The sequence below is a fragment of the Rothia sp. HMSC061C12 genome, assembly GCF_001815755.1.
Classification (GTDB): domain Bacteria; phylum Actinomycetota; class Actinomycetes; order Actinomycetales; family Micrococcaceae; genus Rothia; species Rothia mucilaginosa.
This window is the reverse complement of sequence record NZ_KV821843.1, coordinates 153,303-173,057: the sequence shown is the minus strand read 5'-3', so window position 1 is coordinate 173,057 and position 19,755 is coordinate 153,303. Positions and strand designations below refer to the sequence as shown.

The window sequence follows — 19,755 nt, the reverse complement described above, 5'->3', positions numbered from 1 at the left end:
TAATGGCCAAGCGTATTCAGCCCAGCGACGCAAAGCTGGAAATCACCCAGGTCAAGTCCTATGTTGGTCAGAAGCAGAACATGCGCGACACCCTGCGTTCCCTGGGCCTCAAGCGCCCCGGCAACAAGGTAGTCCGCACTGCTGACCCCGTCACCGTTGGCATGGTTAACACCGTTGCTCACCTGGTGAAGGTTGAGGAGGTCAAGTAAAGATGGCAGAAGCTATCAAGATTCACGATCTGCGCCCGGCACCGGGTGCCCACAAGGCAAAGACCCGCGTTGGCCGCGGTGAAGGCTCCAAGGGTAAGACCGCAGGTCGCGGTACCAAGGGTACCAAGGCACGTTACCAGGTTCGTGCAGGCTTCGAAGGCGGCCAGCTGCCGCTGCACATGCGCCTGCCGAAGCTGCGCGGCTTCAAGAACCCCTTCCGCACCGAGTACCAGGTTGTTAACCTGGACCGCATCCAGGAACTGTTCCCCAACGGTGGCGACGTCACCGTCGAGGCACTGGTTGCTAAGGGTGCCGTTCGCAAGAACGAGCTCGTGAAGGTTCTGGGCAACGGCGAAATCTCCGTCAAGGTGAACGTTGTTGTTGACAAGGCATCGGCTTCCGCTATTGAGAAGATCGAGGCCGCTGGCGGTTCTGTAACCGTTAAGTAGTCTTCAAGACGAGAAAGCCCCCGTCCGTACACTGTACGGCGGGGGCTTTTTGCTGCTCGGAAAGACTCACAACGGGATATATTCCTGTATTCGTATATTTGAACGCTTGGTGTGCGCCACATTTGGCGTTCAAAAATCACGCTAAGAGAATATAAAAGCTACATAATCTGCTAGGGAGTTATCGTTACCCGCTCCAAACACGATAGACTGGAAGATGTGTTTACTGCGCCCTAAAACTCTTTGAGAGGGATGGGCGCCCCATAGACTTACAGGAGGACATGTGCTGAGCGCATTCGGGCGAGTCGTCAAGACCGCCGATTTGCGGCGTAAGCTGCTGTTTACCCTGGCAATGATTGTGCTGTACCGCGTGGGCACTTTCATCCCCGCGCCAGGCGTTTCCTACGGAAATGTACAGCAGTGTCTGAACGCCAATGTTACAAGCGGTGGCGTCTACGATATCGTCAACCTCTTCAGTGGTGGCGCACTGCTGCAGCTTTCGATCTTTGCCCTCGGCGTGATGCCGTACATTACCGCGTCCATTATCATCCAGCTGCTACGCGTGGTCATCCCGCGATTCCAGGAGCTGCACGATGAGGGCGCGCAGGGTCAGGCAAAGCTCACCCAGTACACCCGCTACCTGACCATCGCTCTTGCTCTGCTGAATGCAACCACCATCGTCTCGATGGCACGCTCTGGCGTTCTGCTGGGTAACTGCCCGGGCATCATCCCCCAGGACGACGTACTGCACATCCTGCTGATTATCGTCACCCTGTGTGCAGGTACCACCGTCATCATGTGGATGGGTGAGCAGATTACCGAGCGTGGCGTCGGCAACGGTATGTCCCTGCTGATCTTCACCTCCATCGCTTCCTCCTTCCCGAGCGCTCTGGGCTCCATCCAGCGCACCCACGGTTGGGGTATCTTCGCGGCTGTCTGCGGTATTGGCCTGCTGGTCATGCTTGCCGTGGTCTACGTGGAACAGTCCGTTCGCCGTATCCCCGTGCAGTATGCAAAGCGCATGATTGGTCGACGCACCATTGGCGGCACCAGCACCTACATCCCGCTGAAGGTCAACATGGCCGGCGTGATCCCGCTGATCTTCGCGTCCTCCCTGCTGACCCTGCCCGGCCTGATTGCCCAGTTCAACACCCCCACCGACGGCTCCACCCCGCCGGACTGGGTCAACTGGATTAACGCATACCTGGTGCGCGGCGATCACCCGCTGTACATTGCTCTCTACTTCTTCATGATTATTGGCTTCGCGTACTTCTACGTGGCGGTCACCTTCGACCCGGTAGAAGTAGCGGACAATATGAAGAAGTACGGTGGCTTCATTCCCGGCATCCGTGCGGGTAAGCCCACCGCGCGTTACCTCAGCTACGTACTCAACCGAATTACGTTGCCTGGCGCACTTTACCTGGGTGTAATTTCCATGATTCCCCTGGTAGCGCTTATCCTATTCAACGCAAACCAGAATTTCCCGTTCGGCGGCGCCTCGCTGCTGATCGTGGTGGGTGTTGGTCTTGATACTCTCAAGCAGATCAACGCTCAGCTCCAACAACGAAACTACGAAGGACTGCTCCGATGAACCGTCTGCTCATCGTCGGCCCTCCCGGTGCAGGTAAGGGCACCCAGGCCGTCAAGATCGCTGAAGCGCTGAAGATTCCCGCGATTTCCACCGGTGATATCTTCCGTAAGAACATCAAGGAAGAGACCGAGCTGGGCAAGGAAGCGAAGTCGTACATCGACTCCGGCAACCTGGTTCCCGACTCTGTCACCAACAACATGGTGCGCGCACGTCTGGAGGAAAGCGACGTCGTCAACGGCTTCCTGCTCGACGGCTACCCCCGCAACACCTCCCAGGTGCACGAGCTAGACTCCATCCTCGAAGCCAAGGGTGAGAAGATCGATCGAGTTCTCCTGCTGGTTGCAGACAACGACGAACTCGTTGAGCGTCTGCTCAACCGCGCAGCAGAGCAGGGTCGTACCGATGACAACGAAGAGGTCATTCGTCACCGCCTGAAGGTCTACGAAGAAGAGACCGCACCGCTGATCGCAATCTACCGCGAACGCGGCATCGTCAAGGAAGTTAACGGCCTCGGCGAGATTGCTGAAGTCACCGAGCGCATCCTCGACGCTCTGAAGTAATCTTCTGCTGTACCCCCGCAATTTGAGGTGCATGATGCATCACAAAGACTTGCGGGGGTACAGTGCTGTCTGTAGAGTTCTAAGCTTGGGCGCACCGCCCCTATACCTAAGGAGCCAGAATGGCACGAGTCGAAATTAAAACCAATGCACAGCTTCAGCAGATGGCTCGTGCAGGAGTCATCACCAGCCGCGCGCTCGATGCGGCAGTGGCGGCAGCTCGCCCCGGCGCAACCACCGCAGAGGTGAACGCCGCTTTTGAACGCACCATGCTGGAACTGGGTGGCACCTCCAACTTCTACGGCTACTACGACTACCCGGCAACCGTATGCACCTCCGTCAACCATGAGGTCGTTCACGGCATCCCCGGCGACTACGTGCTCAAGGACGGCGACATCCTTTCTATCGACGGTGGCGCATACGTTATCGACCCCGCAACCAACCGCCAGTGGCACGGCGACTCGGCACGTACTGTGCTGGTCGGTGACAATGTGAGCGAAGCACGCGCAGAGCTCTCCGCCGTCACTCGCGAGGCAATGTGGCACGGCATCGCCGCTCTGGCAACCGCAAAGAAGGTCGGCGAAATCGGCCTTGCCATCGAAGCATATGTGACCGAAGAATACGGCGACAAGTACGGCATCATTGAAGACTACGTGGGTCACGGTATCGGTTCCCAGATGCACATGGCGCCGGACGTACTGAACTACGCAGTACGTGACATGGGCCCGAAGATCAAGCCCGGCATGGCTTTCGCTATCGAACCGATGCTCGTCACCGGTTCCATCGAGACCAAGGTGCTCTCCGATGACTGGACCGTTGTGACCGTTGACGGCTCCGATGCGTGCCAGTGGGAGCACTCCGTTGCTGTGCACAGCGACGGCATCTGGGTTCTGACCGCAGAAGACGGCGGCGCCAGCGAACTTGCTCGCTTCGGCGTAATCCCGGTTCCGATCCCCGCCTAACTCTCACCGCTGGGGAGGGGAACCCACCTTTAGCTGCCCCACCTCCACCCGAAGAAACCGGCGAATCCGGTCCGGTGCGTGATAGCGCATCCGAAAGCATCCACATCACAAGGAAGAAGCTCCATGAGCGAAACTCTCAACAGCAGCGAGGCAACCGCACCCGCTACGACCAAGGTGCCGGTTGAAATCTCGAACGTTCGCCCCGCACCCGGCCAGATTGCCTTGAAAGCACCGCGCCGTGCGAAGCCGCCCAAGCACATCGCTGACTTCGACATGGCTGGTCGCCGCGAATTTCTGAAGGAACTGGGCTACCAGTCGTTCCGTGCGTCCCAGCTGTCCAAGCACTATTTTGAGCGTCTGGTCACTGACCCCGCCGAAATGACTGACCTGCCGGCTAAGGACCGCGAGCAGATGGTCGCACAGGCGATGCCCCAGCTTCTGACCCCGGTCCGTACCCTCGAGGCTGACGGTGGCGATACCCTGAAGGTTGTGCATCGCCTCTTTGACGGTGCGCTCATCGAGTCCGTCATCATGCGCTATGACAACCGCGTGACCATGTGCATCTCTTCGCAGGCTGGCTGCGGTATGAACTGCCCCTTCTGCGCAACCGGTCAGCAGGGTTTGACCCGTAACCTGTCCACTGCAGAAATTGTGGAGCAGGTCGTTGCCGGTGCCCGCTACCTTAAGCAGATGAAGGGCCTGGAAGAAGCAGAAGGCGGCTCTGAGGATACTCGTCCGCTGCGTGTTTCCAACATTGTCTTCATGGGTATGGGCGAGGCGCTCGCTAACTACAAGGCAACCATGGGTGCTGTGCACCGCCTGATTGATCCTTCCCCCGAGGGCCTCGGTATTTCTGCTCGTGGTCTGACCATGTCGACCGTGGGTCTGGTGCCCGGCATTCGTAAGTTTGAGCTGGAGAAGCTGCCCATTACTTTGGCGCTGTCCCTGCACGCTCCGGATGATGAGCTGCGTGATGAGCTAATCCCGATTAACCAGCGTTGGAAGGTCGACGAGACTCTGGACGCTGCGTACGACTACTACCGTACGACCGGCCGCCGCGTCTCCATTGAGTACGCGCTGATTCGCGATATTAACGATCAGGGCTGGCGTGCGGATCTGCTCGGTAAGAAGCTGGCGCAGCGCGGCCGTGGTTGGGTGCACGTGAACCCGATTCCGCTGAACCCGACCCCGGGTTCGAAGTGGACGGCATCCCGTAAGGGCGTTGAGCAGAACTTTGTGGAGCGTCTGCGTGCCCACGGTATTCCGACGACTATTCGTGATACTCGCGGTTCCGATATTGATGGAGCATGCGGTCAGCTTGCCGCTAAGGAAGACTAAGCAGTTGAGCTGTGACCGGTGAACGGTGCCCCTTTCCTGCGGAGGGAAGTCAATAAGACTTTCAGGAACGTGGGGGAGGGGCTTCTTCCTTTTAAACATTAAGTGCCTGATGTCATAAATATCACGGTTGTTTTTCCCAGCTCTTTGCCGTAGAGTTAACAGTTGGTTGTTTGTGCCAGTGTTAAGTGCGCCTTAAAACGCCCCAGCACCTCACCGCGGTGAGCTCACAAACAGAAGATACATCTGCCCGCCGCACCTGCGACGGGCACCGACGTTAGCGGAGGATATGGCTAAGAAAGACGGCGTCATCGAGATTGAAGGCTCTGTGGTTGAAGCTCTGCCCAACGCGATGTTCCGTGTTGAGCTGGATAACGGCCACAAGGTTCTCGCACACATCTCGGGCAAGATGCGTCAGCACTACATTCGCATCCTGCCTGAGGACCGAGTAGTAGTGGAACTGAGCCCCTACGACCTTTCCCGAGGTCGTATCGTCTACCGTTACAAGTAAACCCGAGATAAGCGTCGCCCCTGGCGGCGTTTAAATCGTGTTCAAAGGGATAACGCAGTTCCCCAACGTAAGTGAGGGAACCTCTTATCTCGCCAGTAATCAAGTTGCAATCAAAAGGAATGCGATGAAGGTCAAGCCGAGCGTTAAGCCGATCTGCGATAAGTGCAAGGTGATCCGCCGTCACGGTGTGGTCATGGTGATCTGCGAAAACCCGCGCCACAAGCAGCGCCAGGGCTAATCCCTAGCAGCTGACTTCATAGTCGCCCCATAAGAGGGCGGAATTGTCATAGGCACCGCTCCGAAGCAACGCCCACGAGGCGCCTTCGGATACCTCCGGACTCAGAGGCCGGGGACCGGGTCAGAACAACCCGGGCAGTGATGCTATAGACCTCTGGAAAACAACAAGGAGAAGCCAGTATGGCACGTCTCGCTGGAGTTGATATTCCCCGCGAAAAGCGCGTGGAAGTTGCTCTCACTTACATCTACGGCGTGGGTAAGACCCGTGCACACGAAACCCTCGCTGCTACCGGCGTCAACCCTGACACCCGCGTCAAGGACCTGACCGACCAGGAGCTCGTGGCACTTCGTGACTTCATCGAAGGCAACTACAAGGTTGAAGGTGATCTTCGCCGCGAGGTTGCAGCTGACATCCGCCGTAAGGTTGAAATCGGTTCCTACCAGGGCCTGCGCCACCGCCGCGGCCTGCCGGTTCACGGTCAGCGCACCAAGACTAACGCACGTACCCGCAAGGGCCCGAAGCGTACCGTCGCAGGTAAGAAGAAGTAAGCAACGTTGCTCTGTTGGATATCTCTATCCGACCAACGTATTAGAAAACCTTTGTAGGAGAATCAAAAATGCCTCCCAAGACTCGCGCTGCGGCAGCTCGTAAGACCAACCGCCGCAAGGTTAGCAAGAACATCGTTGCTGGTCAGGCTCACATCAAGTCGACCTTCAACAACACCATCGTCTCCATCACCGATCCCACCGGTGCAGTGATCTCCTGGTCCTCCGCTGGCGACATGGGCTTCAAGGGCTCCCGTAAGTCCACCCCCTACGCCGCACAGCTGGCTGCTGAGGCTGCTGCAAACCGCGCCAAGGAGCACGGCGTCCGCAAGGTTGACGTGTTCGTCAAGGGCCCCGGTTCCGGTCGCGAAACCGCAATCCGCTCCCTGCAGGCTGCAGGCCTCGAGGTCGGTTCGATTCAGGACGTTACCCCCGTTGCACACAACGGTTGCCGTCCCCCGAAGCGCCGCCGCGTCTAATTAGGTCCCTGACCTAATCCCTCGACGGGTACGCTCCACGGAGCTGTACCCGGAGAGTACAGACACCCGTCTGCTTCCTAAGATATGTTTTCCCCAACCTGTGGGCTCATATAGCGGAGCTCACCGAAAGGAAACAAAGTGCTTATTGCACAGCGCCCCACTCTGACTGAAGAGGTCGTAGCGCCCAACCGCTCGCGCTTCACCATCGAGCCTCTGGAGCCCGGTTTCGGCTACACCATGGGTAACTCCCTCCGCCGTACTCTGCTGTCCTCCATCCCCGGCGCCGCTGTTACCAGCGTCCGCATTGATGGTGTACTGCACGAGTTCAGCACCGTTCCCGGCGTGACCGAGGACGTCACTGAGATCATCTTGAACATCAAGAAGCTCTCCATCTCTTCTGAGAACGACGAGCCCGTCGTGGCCTACCTGCGCAAGCAGGGCGAAGGTGAACTGACCGCAGGCGACATCGAGGTTCCCGCTGGCGTGGAGATCCACAACCCGGAACTGCACCTAGCAACCCTGAACGCCTCGGCAAACTTCAACGCTGAGCTGGTTATCGAGCGCGGTCGCGGCTACGTGACTGCAGCTCAGAACAAGGTCGGCGATGGCGAGATTGGCCGTATCCCGGTTGACTCCATCTACTCCCCGGTTCTGAAGGTTACCTTCAGCGTGAACGCGACCCGTGTTGAGCAGCGCACCGACTTCGACAGCCTGACCCTGGACGTCGAAACCAAGGAAGCCATCGCACCGCGTGACGCCGTTGCTTCTGCAGGCAGCACCCTGGTCGAGCTCTTCGGCCTGGCACGTGAGCTGAACATTGCAGCTGAGGGTATCGAAGTTGGCCCGTCGCCCGCCGACGAGTCCATGGCCGCTGATCTGGCACTGCCGATCGAGGACCTGAACATGTCCGTCCGCTCCTACAACTGCCTCAAGCGCGAGGGCATCCACACCGTGGGTGAGCTCGTGACCCGCAGTGAAGCTGACCTGATGGACATCCGTAACTTCGGTGCTAAGTCCATTGACGAGGTCAAGGCAAAGCTCATTGAGCTCGGCCTGGCTCTGAAGGACTCCCCTCCCGGTTTCGAGCCTGCTGCACGCCCGCTTGATGACGAAGACGGTTCCGGCGAATAATTTCGACCGAATAGTTCACCCGGTTCCACCGGGATCAGTCAAACTTGATTCCCTAAGAGGCTCCGCTGCTGGGGCGTTAGGGAACGCAACTATGGAGATTTAACTATGCCTACTCCCACTAAGGGTCCCCGCCTCGGCGGTTCCCCGACCCACGAGCGCCACATGCTCAACAACCTGTCGGCGCAGCTGTTCCAGCACAAGCGCATCACCACCACCCTGACCAAGGCAAAGCGCCTGCGTCCGGTGGCAGAGCGCTTCATCACCTTCGGTAAGAAGGGCGACCTGGCTGCTCGCCGTCGCGTGCTGCGTTCCATCACCGACAAGTCCGTCGTGCACGAGCTCTTCACCGTTATTGCTCCGGCAATGGCAGAGCGCCCCGGTGGTTACACCCGCATCATCAAGATCGGTAACCGTAAGGGTGACAACGCTCCCATGGCAGTCATCGAGCTCGTCATGGAGCCCGTTGCAACCAAGGGTGCAGTTGCTGAGGCAACCAAGGTTGCTGAGAAGGCAGCTGAGGCTCCCAAGACTGAAGCGGCTGAGGGCCTGCCCGCAGGTTCCCACGCACCCCTGGAGTCCGGCGAGGCTCCCGAGGGCTTCGAGGTTAAGGGTAACGCCGATTCCATGAAGTACCACGTGCCCGGTTCCCGCTGGTACTCCAGCACCAAGGCTGAAATCTGGTTCGACTCCGCTGAGTCGGCAGAGGCTGCAGGTTACGCCCCCGCAGGTGGCGCAGCAGCACAGAAGGTTTCCGAGTAATACGGATCCCAGCTGATTTAGGCTAAGCCTAAAATATGTCAATCCGCCGTCCACTGCTGTGGGCGGCGGATTGGTGTATCTGCATACTTAACGAGGAGACGGTTCTTTGCGCATTCGCTATACAAGAGCCGATCCGTATTCTTCAACCGTCCTTTACCGCTGAAAGGCACACCAATGCATAACGCTACTGCTTTAGAGAACCGTGAAGAACAGCCCTTCACTGCTACGCACCGCGTGCGAATTGATTGTGCCTACGACGGTTCTCTTTTTAGCGGGTGGGCTGCCCAACCGAACCTGGTTACCGTGCAGGGGGTCATTGAGAATGCCCTTGAACTGATTTTGCGGGCGCCTCACCGCGTGGTGGTCGCGGGTCGAACCGATGCCGGTGTGCATGCGGAGGCTCAGACTCTGCATTGCGATCTGAACGATGAGGATTGGACTCGCCTGCAAGGCCGAACGGGGGAGGACGACCCGACGGCTGCCCTGGGGCGCCGCCTCACCGGCGCTCTTCAGCGTTGTCTTTACGATGCGGAAGAGCAGTTGAACTTGCCGAAGAATGTCCGCGGTATTCTGCAGGGCGCTATTCAGATTCACCGCGTGAGCGAAGTTTCTTTTGAATTTGATGCGCGCTTCTCGGCTACCGGTCGCCGCTACGTATATCGCATTGCAGATGGCGCGGCGGACGGTCTTAATCCTCTGCACCGTACCTACACCTGGGCGGTACCTGAGCACCTGGATTGTGCTGATCTTAACCAGTCGGCGCAGCAGCTACTCGGTCTGCGCGATTTCCTCTCCTTCTGCAAGCCGCGTGAAGGCGCGACCACGATTCGTGAGCTGCGAGAGCTTAGCTTCACTCGTACTGAAAGTGGCCTTATTGAGGTGCGTGTGGTGGCTGATGCTTTCTGCCATCACATGGTGCGTTCACTTGTGGGCGCGTTGGTGCTCTACGGCACGGGTAAACGTGACGCCGCCTGGTTGCGTGAGCGGATCGAGAACCCGGGACGCGAGGCTTCGCTGACTCTGGCGCCTCCGCATGCGCTCGCTCTGGCTGAGATTTACTACCCTGCTCCGGAGTTGTATGGAGAGCAAGCGGAACGTGCTCGAGCAAAGCGTGAAGACCACGAAGCACAGAGCGCTTAACGCCCTGTATATATTGAGCCCCGTCACGTTGCTCATGCACCGTGAACCATCGCGGGGGAGCGCAACTACCTCAGATGAATTACACGGATGGAATTTAAAATGTGTTTAAGGCAAAAAAGCCCTATTTTTAAGGCTTTGGCGGTGGATTAAGCACTCGACGTCCTGTATAGTCTTGATATGTTGTGCGTGTTCTACCCGAGCGCGCTCTAAATCGCTGTCTAGTTGCAGGACGTTAAGGCGGTCTAGAGTACGGGCAGAACGGGCGGCAGCTCGGTCCTCACCCGGGTGTTCGTCATGCACGTAAGTAAAAGGCGCGATACCCAACTAAGCGCCGTATGTACATTTCGAGACAAAGGCCAATATTTTGCGCACTTATACTCCCAAGCCCGGCGAAGTCGAGCGCCAGTGGCACGTCATTGACGCCACCGACGTTGTTCTCGGCCGCCTCGCAAGCCAGACCGCTATCCTGCTGCGCGGTAAGCACAAGCCGACTTTTGCTCCCCACGTTGACACCGGTGACTTCGTTATCATCGTGAACGCTGAGAAGGTCGCCCTGACCGGTGCAAAGCTCGAGCAGAAGCGTGCATACCGCCACTCGGGTTACCCCGGCGGTCTGAAGTCCGTGAACTACGCAGAGCTGCTTGAGACCAACCCCGTTCGCGCGGTTGAGAAGGCTGTTAAGGGCATGTTGCCCAAGAACAAGCTTGCTGCACAGCAGCTCAAGAAGCTGAAGGTCTACGCTGGCCCCGAGCACCCGCACGCGGCACAGCAGCCCAAGACCTACGAATTCAACCAGGTCGCCCAGTAATTCGGGCCTACGAAGAAACAATAGGAGAAATCGTGGCTCAGAACGAAGAGCAGATCGTAGTCGAGGAAGAGCTGACCAGCTACACCTCGGAGTCCGCTGCCCCCGCAGCGGCTAAGGCAGCACGTCCGGCACTGACCGTTGCAGGCGCAGCAGTTGGTCGCCGCAAGGAAGCAGTGGCACGCGTTCGCGTTGTGCCGGGTTCCGGCAACTGGACCATCAACGGTCGTAGCCTGGAAGACTACTTCCCCAACAAGCTGCACCAGCAGGACGTCAACCAGCCCTTCAAGCTCCTGGAGCTCGAGGGTGCATACGACGTCATCGCACGCATCAACGGTGGTGGCCCCTCCGGTCAGGCAGGTGCTCTGCGCCTGGGTATCGCTCGTGCACTGAACGAGATCGACCGCGAGAACAACCGCCCCGCACTGAAGAAGGCTGGCTACCTGACCCGTGACGCACGCGTCATCGAGCGTAAGAAGGCTGGTCTTAAGAAGGCACGCAAGGCTTCGCAGTTCTCCAAGCGTTAATCGCTGGTTTTTACGAAGCGTTACGCCCCGCTTCTCCTTCGGGAGAATCGGGGCGTTTTGCGTATCTATCCACCGTGAGCGTTACAAGGTTATAGGTGCATATAACTGTTACGTTTGTTCATCGAAGAGCACACCGGTAGAGTTAAAGAGTCAAAGCAGACAGGAAGAAAAGAGTACTCATGGCAGAGCAGAATCCCTCCACCCAGCCCGAAGAGAAGGCAGTGGAGGCTCCTCAGGCTGAAGCCCACCAGCACGCCGCTGAAGGCGCACACGCACACACCGGTTCTGAGAAGAAACAAGCCATCAAGGAAGCCCTGAAGCCCCAGGCACGCCGCACCTCCGTTGTCGAAGACTACTCGGCAGAGCTGGACGAAATGGCTTCCCTCACCCGCGCCCTCGGCAAGGACAAGAAGGACGACGAAACCTCGCAGGCATGGAAGAAGGGTTACCCCTACGACACCAAGCTCAGCCGTAAGGCATACGAGAAGGAAAAGCGTGCCCTGCAGATTGAGCTGCTGAAGCTGCAGCTCTGGGCTAAGTCCACCGGTCAGAAGATCCTCATCATCTTCGAAGGCCGTGACGCAGCAGGTAAGGGTGGCTCCATCAAGCGCTTCACCGAGCACCTGAACCCCCGTGGCGCTCGCGTTGTGGCACTGGAGAAGCCGACCGATATCGAGCAGACTCAGTGGTACTTCCAGCGTTACATCAAGCACCTGCCCTCCGGCGGCGAAATCGTTCTGATGGACCGCTCCTGGTACAACCGTGCCGGCGTTGAGCGCGTTATGGGCTACTGCACCCAGGCACAGTACTTCGAGTTCATGCGCGAAGTTCCGGACCTGGAGCGCATGCTGGTGAACTCCGGTATCCACATCATCAAGTTCTGGTTCTCCGTCACCCGCGAAGAGCAGCTTGCACGCTTCACCTCCCGCCGTACCGACCCGGTTCGCCAGTGGAAGCTTTCCCCCACCGACCTGGCATCCCTGGACAAGTGGGACGACTACACCGCGGCGAAGGAAGCAATGTTCTTCTACACCCACACCGGTGATGCCCCCTGGACCGTTATCAAGTCCAACGACAAGAAGCGCGCACGTCTGGAAGCAATGCGTTACGTGCTCTCCCAGTTCGACTACCCCTCCAAGGATGAGGCAGTCGTGGGCGAGCTCGACTCGCTGATCGTCCGCTCTGCATCGCACGTTTTCGAGGATGAGTCCGGTGACTCTCCCGACGGCTTCCCGGTCGTCAAGTAAGCGTTGATAGATAGGGGAGAGCAATAACTCAACCCTGCGGCGATAGAACCGCCAAACAGCTTGCACTATGAAGGTGCCTGCCTCTCTTTTCCCTCTCTGGGAACTGAGAGCAGGCACCTTTGCGTGTCTATAGAAACATTAGCTATGAAGCAGATATATAGCCGCTGAAAATCACTTTCTGATTATGAAGAATTTACGGTGTATGCGCCTAAGCAGAGTTACGCACAACGTAAAATAAAAGGGTGACTGAACGACTTTTTGGAACCGACGGCGTACGCGGTCTGGCAAACGATGTAATTACTCCCGCTCTGGCTATGGAGCTCGCACAGGCGGCTTCTATTGTGCTGGGCTTTGACACGGTAGAAGAGGGCATACGCCCCCGTGCCGTGATTGCAAATGACTCCCGATCCTCTGCAGACTTTATTGTTTCTGCGATGAAGGCTGGCTTCGCTAGCGCAGGTGTTGACGTGCTGGACGCCGGCATTGTCCCCACCCCCGCAGCAGCTTACCTGGTGGCACACACCGGTGCTGACTTCGGCGTGATGATTTCTGCATCGCACAACCCGGCAGCGGACAACGGTATTAAGTTCCTGGCCCGAGGCGGCCAGAAGCTGGAAGACTCCGTTGAGGACGCCATTGAGCGCGTTTACCGTGAGAAGTCCTTCCGCTACCCGACCGGTGGTGCTGTGGGTACCGTCAAGCCCCTGGAGAACGGTACCGAGGCTTACGTGAAGCACCTGGTCTCCACCCTGCCTGAAGGCAAGCCCCTCGCAGGCAAGAAGATTGTTCTGGACTGCGCAAACGGTGCGGCATACGCAGCATCTCCCGCAGCTTTCGAAGCGTTGGGTGCAGAGGTTGTCGCACTGGCTGTAGAGCCCAACGGCACCAACATCAACGACGGCGTGGGGTCCACCCACCCCGAGAAGCTGCAGGCAGCAGTCGTTGAGCACGGCGCGGACCTCGGCATCGCCCACGACGGCGACTCGGACCGTTGCCAGGCAGTTGACGAAAAGGGCAATCTGGTAGACGGTGACCAGATTATGGCTATCCTGGCTGTTGCCGCTAAGCGCGAAGGCAAGCTCGCAAAGGACACCCTCGTCGCAACCGTAATGAGCAGCCTGGGCCTGGAGCTGTACCTGCGCGAGCACGGCATTACCCTCGGCCGCACCGCTGTGGGCGACCGCTACGTCCTCGAGTCTATGCGCGAGCACGGCTACAACCTCGGTGGCGAGCAGTCCGGCCACGTTATCATGAGCGACTACGCAACCACCGGTGACGGCGTTCTGACCGGCATCCAGCTGGCTGCAGAGGTGGCACGTAGCGGTCAGACCCTCTCGGAGCTGGCATCCCGCATGCAGCCCACCCCGCAGCGCCTAATCAATGTCAAGGGCGTTGACCGTGCGGCGGTCAAGACCAACGAGGCGCTCGCTACCGCTGTGAGCGAGGCTGAAGGAGTACTGGGTGAGAGCGGCCGTGTGTTGCTGCGTGCATCCGGCACTGAGCCTCTGGTCCGCGTGATGGTTGAGGCTGCAACCCAGGAGCAGGCTGATGAGGTTGCTCAGCAGCTGGCTGACGTTGTGGCTAAGGAATTGGCACTCTAAACGTATTCTTCCGGTGTGAAGACCGCAGTGGAGGATAGAGAAGGGCTGGGAAGGTGTTACCTTCCCAGCCCTTCTTCGTTATCTTGGGTGGTCGTAGGGGATGTGGATACGGAAAACCCCCGTATCCACAGGGATACGGGGGTTCGAAAGTTAGTGTTAGAGAGCAGAGAAATTACTTCTTTGCCAGAGCGTCGCGGATCTCCTTCAGGAGGGCAATCTCGGTCTCTTCCTCTTCTTCAGCAGCCTCGTCTTCAGCCTTCTTCTTAGCCAGTGCGATTTCAGTCAGCTTCTGAGTGGGGACAACAACTGCGAAGTACACAGCAACTGCAATCAGGATGAAGTTGACAACAGCGGTCAGGAACACGCCAACCTTGATCTGGCCGAAGACCAGGAACTCATCGAAGTTGGGGGACTTAACCAGCATCGAGATAGCGGGCATCAGGACGGCCTGGACAAGCGAGGTCACCACAGCGGTGAAGGCGGTACCCATAATCAGACCAACTGCGAGGTCGATGACGTTACCGCGGATCAGAAAATCTTTAAAACCCTTAAGCATGAGATATAGAATAGCGCCTTTTAGGTGTTCAAAATGCCATATTCTGAGAAAATTTTCACTGTAAAGCATGTGTTTTTCTTCACAGTGGTTCTGTGGTACCCAATACTTAAGGTCTAGGTCATATAAAGGTGAGTAAAAATCTCTGAAACCTGCGAAAAATCGCGGATTTACGCGGCGTGTACGCGAAAAAATATGCATCTACTGTGCCTATTTATTCCCGGTACGAAACCTAGAAATACGACACACATCACCGCTTAGCGCACCTGGCAAAGCTGAAAGCTTAGCCCAGAGCCTAGCTCGCACTTGCATAATCGGGTGCCGCACCCGTACCGATGAACTCCTCAAAAGTCTTCGCACCCGAAGACACATACTCCTGAGCAATCTGCACACCCACATAACGGTAATGCCACGGCTCAAAACGATAACCGGTCACCGACTGACGACCATCAGGGAAACGCAAAATATATCCGTAACGCGGAGCATTCTTCGCCAACCACTGACCAGCCAGCGTATCGCGGTAACACTCCTCCAGACGGCAACCCTCAGGAGAAGCAAAATCAATCGCCAAACCCGTCTGATGCTCCGAATAGCCGGGACGAGCCGACAACTGGTCTGCCACCTGCTGGCCGTTCACCGAAACCCAATACTGATAGGTCTGCTGCTGCACCGCATACGAACGATACGCGCTAGAAACAAGCAGGGTCACGCCGTCGGTCGCCGCCGCATCAATCATCGTGTCCGCCGCCTTAGCCGCCTCAGCACGCAATTGATGGCCGTAGAACTCCACCAGGTCACTCGGCTCCCAGTCCTGCTGCGCAAAAGGGCGCATCTTATTCACGAGGCAACGCAACGAGTCCGGCTGAGACTCAACACTCGGCTGAGCAAGAGCCAACGGGGAAGAAGACGTGCTCGCAGAAGCTGAAGTGCTGGCAGAAGCACCGGTCGCAGAAGCAACAGGGGAGGGCGCGGCAGAAGAGGCTGCCGCAGTGGAAGAGACACTAGAAGAAGCCGTCGCAGACTCAGAGGCAGAAGCGCTCGCTGCAGAAGATGAAGAGGAGGCACCCTGACCCTGCGAACCACCCTGCGAACCACAAGCCGCCAATAGCGCCGTGCCGCCAACTCCCAGCGCGGCGCCCAAGAGGGTGCGGCGGTTCACCACAGAACTATTAAGAGACTCCTGAGCGGTAGACGTACGGTGCAGGGACTTCACAATAACTCCTCATCATGGCGTAGATGCAAACAAAAAGCGCCGGAAGCCTAAACCTACCCCGCGAGGGAGTGGAGCCTCCGGCGCCTTCTACTAGAATGCACCACAATACCGGCTAAAAGCCGCACGCGAACACTAAAAACCTAAAGAACCTCTAATTCTTACGCAGAAGAACCTGCTCCACGGTATGCTCGGCACCCTTCTGAAGAATCAAATGCGCACGAGCACGAGTCGGCAAAATATTCTGCAACAGATTCGGCTCATTCACACTCTTCCAAATGCCGGTCGCCACCTCAACCGCCTGCTCATCGCTTAGCTCCGCATAACGCTTGAAATACGACTCCGGGTTCGCAAAAGCCGAAGAACGCAGAGTCAAGAAACGATTCACATACCAGCGCTCAATATCCTCAGTGCGGGCATCCACATAAATAGAGAAATCAAAGAAATCGCTCAGCGTCAGATCGGAAGTCTCCGGACCCTCAGCCTGAGAAGGCGCCAAAACATTCAAACCCTCAAGAATCAGAACATCCGGTGCGGTGACCTCAATATGCTCATCCGGCATGATGTCGTAATACAGATGCGAATACTTCGGCGCCACCACACGCTCGGCACCGGACTTCACCTGCGACACAAAATTCAACAGGGCACGGCGATCATAAGACTCCGGGAAACCCTTACGGTGCATAATGCCGCGACGCTGAAGCTCCGCATTCGGGTACAAGAAACCATCCGTAGTCACCAACTGAACCTTCGGAGTCGAAGGCCAACGGCTCAAAAGAGCCTGCAAAATACGTGCCGTCGTCGACTTACCCACAGCAACAGAACCCGCCACACCAATAATGAACGGGACGCGGCGCTGAGACACATGCAGAAAATCATTCGTCATATGGTTCAACGAAGAAGCAGCAGTCACATACAGGTTAAGAAGACGAGAAACCGGCAGATAAATACGCTGCACCTCCTCAAGGTCGACAGTTTCACCCAGGCCTCGAAGAGACTCAATTTCCTCAGCACTGAGGGGAACAGAAATCTCATCGGCTAGGTGCGACCAACGGGAACGGTCAAGATGCATGAAGCGGTCATCGCCAGAAAAATACGGTGCGGTGCTCATTTATCTAAGTGTACGAACTTTCAGCCCGTGGGGAAAATATCTACTCTCACGGTATGTCTGAAGAAATAAATGTATGGAAAGAAAAGGGTAAAACCTGAAAAAGCCAGGAAAGCCACAATAAACGTGACGTATAACGGTATTTCACCGTGCGCATATCTGGATACTTGTGGGATAAACTTATAGCATGTGTGGAATCGTAGGATATGTAGGTCTGGACACTGCTCCGGACGGTAACAAGTTTGACCACAACGCATACGATGTGGTCCTCGAAGGTCTGCGCCGCCAGGAATACCGCGGCTATGACTCTGCTGGCGTGGCACTCGTGTGCCCCGACGGCATCGTATTCCGTAAGAAGGCAGGCAAGCTCCTGAACCTCGAAAACGAGGTTAAGGAAAACCCCCTGCCGGACTCCCAGATTGGTATCGGTCACACCCGTTGGGCTACCCACGGTGGACCCACCGACAACAACGCTCACCCCCACGTTGTCGACAACGGCCGCCTCGCCGTCGTACACAACGGTATTATCGAAAACTTCGCAGAACTGCGTGCCGAACTGCTCGCCGAAGGCGTAGAGTTCGCATCTCAGACCGACACCGAGGTAGCTGCAGCAACCATCGCAAGCATCTACAACAAGCTCGGTACCGGTGACCTCACCGAGGCAGTACGCGTCGCATCCAACCGCCTCGAAGGTGCATTTACCATCCTGGCTATCCACGCCGACCACCCGGACCGCGTTGTGGCAACCCGCCGCAACTCCCCGCTGGTCATCGGCCTGGGCGAGAACGAGAACTTCCTCGGCTCTGACGTCTCCGCGTTCATTGACTACACCAAGGAAGCCGTCGAAATGGGTCAGGACCAGATCGTGACCATCACCGGCAGCGACTACTCCATCATCGACTTCGAAGGCAACCCCGCAGAGGGCAAGCCCTTCCACATCGAATGGGACGCCGCAGCAGCTGAAAAGGGCGGCTTCAACTCCTTCATGGAGAAGGAAATCCACGAGCAGCCCACCGCAGTTGAGCAGACCCTCATGGGCCGCCTCGACGAAAACGGCAACCTCACCCTCGACGAACTGAACATTGACGACTCGGTGCTGCGCACCATCGACAAGATCATCGTCGTCGCATGTGGTACCGCAGCATACGCAGGCCAGGTGGCACGCTACGCCATCGAGCACTGGTGCCGCATCCCCACCGAGGTTGAGCTCGCACATGAGTTCCGCTACCGCGACCCCATCGTGAACGAGAAGACCCTCATCGTGGCACTCTCGCAGTCCGGCGAAACCATGGACACCCTGATGGCAGTGCGCCACGCACGCGAACAGGGTGCAAAGGTTATCTCCATCTGCAACACCCACGGCTCGACCCTGCCCCGCGAATCCGACGCTGCGCTGTACACCCACGCAGGCCCCGAAATCGCAGTGGCATCCACCAAGGCATTCCTGGCACAGATCACCGCAGCATACCTGCTTGGCCTGTACCTGGCACAGCTGCGCGGCAACAAGTACAAGGACGAAATTGCTTCGATCCTTGCCGAGCTGCAGAACATGCCCGCAAAGATCCAGAAGGTCCTCGACAACGACACCCAGGTCAAGGAACTGGGCGTCGAAATGAAGGATGCCTCCTCCGTGATCTTCCTTGGCCGCCACGTGGGCTTCCCCGTCGCAATGGAAGGCGCACTCAAGCTCAAGGAAATCACCTACATCCACGCTGAAGGCTTCGCAGCAGGCGAGCTCAAGCACGGCCCCATCGCACTGATCGATGAAGGCCAGCCGGTCATCGTAGTGGTTCCCTCCGCAAACGGTCGCGACTCCCTGCACGGCAAGGTCGTCTCCAACATCCAGGAAGTGCGCGCTCGCGGCGCCTTCACCATCGTCATCGCCGAGGAAGGCGACGAGGCCGTCAAGCCCTACGCAGACCGCCTCATCACCGTCCCGGCATGCCCCTCGCTGCTGCAGCCCCTGCTGGCAACTGTGCCCCTGCAGATCTTCGCATGCGCACTGGCAGAAGCTAAGGGCCTGGACGTTGACCAGCCGCGTAACCTCGCAAAGTCCGTGACCGTGGAGTAATCCTCTGGAGTAATCCTCGGAAATCGCCTCAGCGATAACGACAAGGGCGGTGGTTGAGTTCTTAGAGAACTTGACCACCGCCCTTGTCGTTTAACCTGGTGGTTATTCGTGGATGACCCAACAAAAATAGACGCTGTGAAACAGATATCAACTATGCGTCATATTTGCCGCTATCCCATCTAAAAGAAACGAATCTCGCTAGACTTAAAACAAGAGAAACCGCAAACAGGACGCGGCACCACCCCTAGCCCAGAAGGTGAAGCTCATGATCATGGGAATCGGCGTAGATACCGTCAACATCGAACGATTCGAACGAATCGTCGCCGAAACACCAGCCTTCGTCCGCCGCGTCTTCACCCCCAACGAACGTACCCGGAATGTACGCTCCCAAGCCGTACGATTTGCCGCCAAAGAAGCCGTCGCAAAAGTACTCGGAGCACCCGCCGGACTCAACTGGCAAGACTGCGAAGTCGCCACCGCCGAAAGCGGCCAACCCTACCTCATCATTCAGGGCACCATCGCCCGCCGTGCTAAAGAACTCGGCATCAACCGCATCCACCTCTCGCTGACCCACGATGAACCCATCGCCATCGCCATCGCAACCGCCGAATACCTCAGCGATGCAGAACTGGCGCACCTGCAAAAGTTCAACCCCGAAAGCTACCGACTCAGCGTCATCACCGGCGACGACACCGACGAAAACTAACGCCACCGACGATTAAACGCAGAG

Annotated in this window: 22 protein-coding genes; 19 read left to right on the top strand and 3 right to left on the bottom strand. The window is 57.5% G+C overall.

Annotation, left to right across the window (positions count from 1 at the left end; genetic code table 11):
- Positions 1-2 precede the first annotated feature (2 nt).
- The 17 genes from rpmD to glmM all read left to right on the top strand — a co-directional run bounded on the left by rpmD (position 3) and on the right by glmM (position 14,083).
- Positions 3-209, top strand: a complete 207-nt coding sequence (gene rpmD, locus HMPREF3055_RS02230) for a 50S ribosomal protein L30 (RefSeq protein WP_004005265.1) — start codon at positions 3-5, stop codon at positions 207-209.
- A gap of 2 nt (positions 210-211) precedes the next feature.
- Complete coding sequence (gene rplO, locus HMPREF3055_RS02225) at positions 212-658, top strand: 50S ribosomal protein L15 (RefSeq protein WP_005505008.1); 447 nt, start codon at positions 212-214, stop codon at positions 656-658.
- 280 nt (positions 659-938) lie between these two features.
- Positions 939-2,246, top strand: coding sequence for a preprotein translocase subunit SecY (secY, locus tag HMPREF3055_RS02220; RefSeq protein WP_012903060.1), 1,308 nt, complete (start codon positions 939-941; stop codon positions 2,244-2,246).
- Complete coding sequence (locus HMPREF3055_RS02215) at positions 2,243-2,806, top strand: adenylate kinase (protein WP_005505015.1); 564 nt, start codon at positions 2,243-2,245, stop codon at positions 2,804-2,806. The genes secY and HMPREF3055_RS02215 overlap by 4 nt, the downstream gene beginning before the upstream one ends.
- A 119-nt stretch (positions 2,807-2,925) precedes the next feature.
- A complete protein-coding gene (map, locus tag HMPREF3055_RS02210) occupies positions 2,926-3,765 on the top strand; it encodes a type I methionyl aminopeptidase (RefSeq protein WP_070737709.1) in 840 nt (279 codons plus the stop codon).
- Between the two features lie 123 nt (positions 3,766-3,888).
- Positions 3,889-5,103: a dual-specificity RNA methyltransferase RlmN gene (gene rlmN / locus HMPREF3055_RS02205; RefSeq protein WP_049349259.1), complete on the top strand. Its 1,215-nt coding sequence runs from the start codon at positions 3,889-3,891 to the stop codon at positions 5,101-5,103.
- 286 nt (positions 5,104-5,389) lie between these two features.
- Positions 5,390-5,611, top strand: coding sequence for a translation initiation factor IF-1 (gene infA, locus HMPREF3055_RS02200; RefSeq protein ID WP_005505018.1), 222 nt, complete (start codon positions 5,390-5,392; stop codon positions 5,609-5,611).
- Positions 5,612-5,735: 124 nt separating this feature from the next.
- Positions 5,736-5,849, top strand: a complete 114-nt coding sequence (rpmJ, locus tag HMPREF3055_RS02195; protein WP_004005257.1) for a 50S ribosomal protein L36 — start codon at positions 5,736-5,738, stop codon at positions 5,847-5,849.
- Between the two features lie 179 nt (positions 5,850-6,028).
- A complete protein-coding gene (gene rpsM / locus HMPREF3055_RS02190) occupies positions 6,029-6,397 on the top strand; it encodes a 30S ribosomal protein S13 (RefSeq protein ID WP_005505026.1) in 369 nt (122 codons plus the stop codon).
- A gap of 68 nt (positions 6,398-6,465) precedes the next feature.
- Positions 6,466-6,873 (top strand): 30S ribosomal protein S11, encoded by a 408-nt coding sequence (gene rpsK / locus HMPREF3055_RS02185; protein WP_005505028.1) that lies wholly within the window; start codon positions 6,466-6,468, stop codon positions 6,871-6,873.
- 138 nt (positions 6,874-7,011) lie between these two features.
- Entirely contained in the window at positions 7,012-8,004 is a 993-nt protein-coding gene (locus HMPREF3055_RS02180; RefSeq protein WP_005505031.1) for a DNA-directed RNA polymerase subunit alpha, read from the top strand.
- Between the two features lie 105 nt (positions 8,005-8,109).
- Entirely contained in the window at positions 8,110-8,763 is a 654-nt protein-coding gene (gene rplQ / locus HMPREF3055_RS02175; protein WP_070688577.1) for a 50S ribosomal protein L17, sunset domain variant, read from the top strand.
- A 174-nt stretch (positions 8,764-8,937) separates the two neighbouring features.
- A complete protein-coding gene (gene truA / locus HMPREF3055_RS02170; RefSeq protein WP_049353769.1) occupies positions 8,938-9,903 on the top strand; it encodes a tRNA pseudouridine(38-40) synthase TruA in 966 nt (321 codons plus the stop codon).
- 364 nt (positions 9,904-10,267) lie between these two features.
- Entirely contained in the window at positions 10,268-10,711 is a 444-nt protein-coding gene (rplM, locus tag HMPREF3055_RS02165; RefSeq protein ID WP_005505035.1) for a 50S ribosomal protein L13, read from the top strand.
- Positions 10,712-10,743: 32 nt separating this feature from the next.
- Positions 10,744-11,235 carry a 30S ribosomal protein S9 gene (gene rpsI, locus HMPREF3055_RS02160; protein WP_005505036.1) on the top strand — a complete coding sequence of 164 codons (492 nt, stop codon included), beginning with the start codon at positions 10,744-10,746 and terminating at the stop codon, positions 11,233-11,235.
- A gap of 179 nt (positions 11,236-11,414) precedes the next feature.
- The gene (gene ppk2, locus HMPREF3055_RS02155) at positions 11,415-12,482 is read left to right on the top strand and encodes a polyphosphate kinase 2 (protein WP_070541458.1); all 1,068 of its coding nucleotides are present in this window, start codon (positions 11,415-11,417) and stop codon (positions 12,480-12,482) included.
- A gap of 242 nt (positions 12,483-12,724) precedes the next feature.
- Complete coding sequence (gene glmM / locus HMPREF3055_RS02150) at positions 12,725-14,083, top strand: phosphoglucosamine mutase (RefSeq protein WP_049349264.1); 1,359 nt, start codon at positions 12,725-12,727, stop codon at positions 14,081-14,083.
- Between the two features lie 172 nt (positions 14,084-14,255).
- On the opposite strand, the gene mscL is transcribed toward glmM, so the two are convergent.
- The 3 genes from mscL to coaA form a co-directional block, all read right to left on the bottom strand.
- Positions 14,256-14,639, bottom strand: coding sequence for a large conductance mechanosensitive channel protein MscL (gene mscL, locus HMPREF3055_RS02145; RefSeq protein ID WP_049349266.1), 384 nt, complete (start codon positions 14,637-14,639; stop codon positions 14,256-14,258).
- 292 nt (positions 14,640-14,931) lie between these two features.
- Positions 14,932-15,849, bottom strand: a complete 918-nt coding sequence (locus HMPREF3055_RS02140; RefSeq protein ID WP_070688576.1) for a M15 family metallopeptidase — start codon at positions 15,847-15,849, stop codon at positions 14,932-14,934.
- A gap of 151 nt (positions 15,850-16,000) precedes the next feature.
- Positions 16,001-16,957 (bottom strand): type I pantothenate kinase, encoded by a 957-nt coding sequence (gene coaA, locus HMPREF3055_RS02135; RefSeq protein ID WP_049349270.1) that lies wholly within the window; start codon positions 16,955-16,957, stop codon positions 16,001-16,003.
- 184 nt (positions 16,958-17,141) lie between these two features.
- Here coaA and glmS point away from each other — a divergent pair, with 184 nt between their 5' ends.
- Both glmS and HMPREF3055_RS02125 read left to right on the top strand, forming a co-directional pair.
- Positions 17,142-19,025 carry a glutamine--fructose-6-phosphate transaminase (isomerizing) gene (gene glmS, locus HMPREF3055_RS02130; RefSeq protein ID WP_070506897.1) on the top strand — a complete coding sequence of 628 codons (1,884 nt, stop codon included), beginning with the start codon at positions 17,142-17,144 and terminating at the stop codon, positions 19,023-19,025.
- Between the two features lie 265 nt (positions 19,026-19,290).
- Positions 19,291-19,731 carry a holo-ACP synthase gene (locus HMPREF3055_RS02125; protein WP_049341794.1) on the top strand — a complete coding sequence of 147 codons (441 nt, stop codon included), beginning with the start codon at positions 19,291-19,293 and terminating at the stop codon, positions 19,729-19,731.
- Positions 19,732-19,755: the final 24 nt, after the last annotated feature.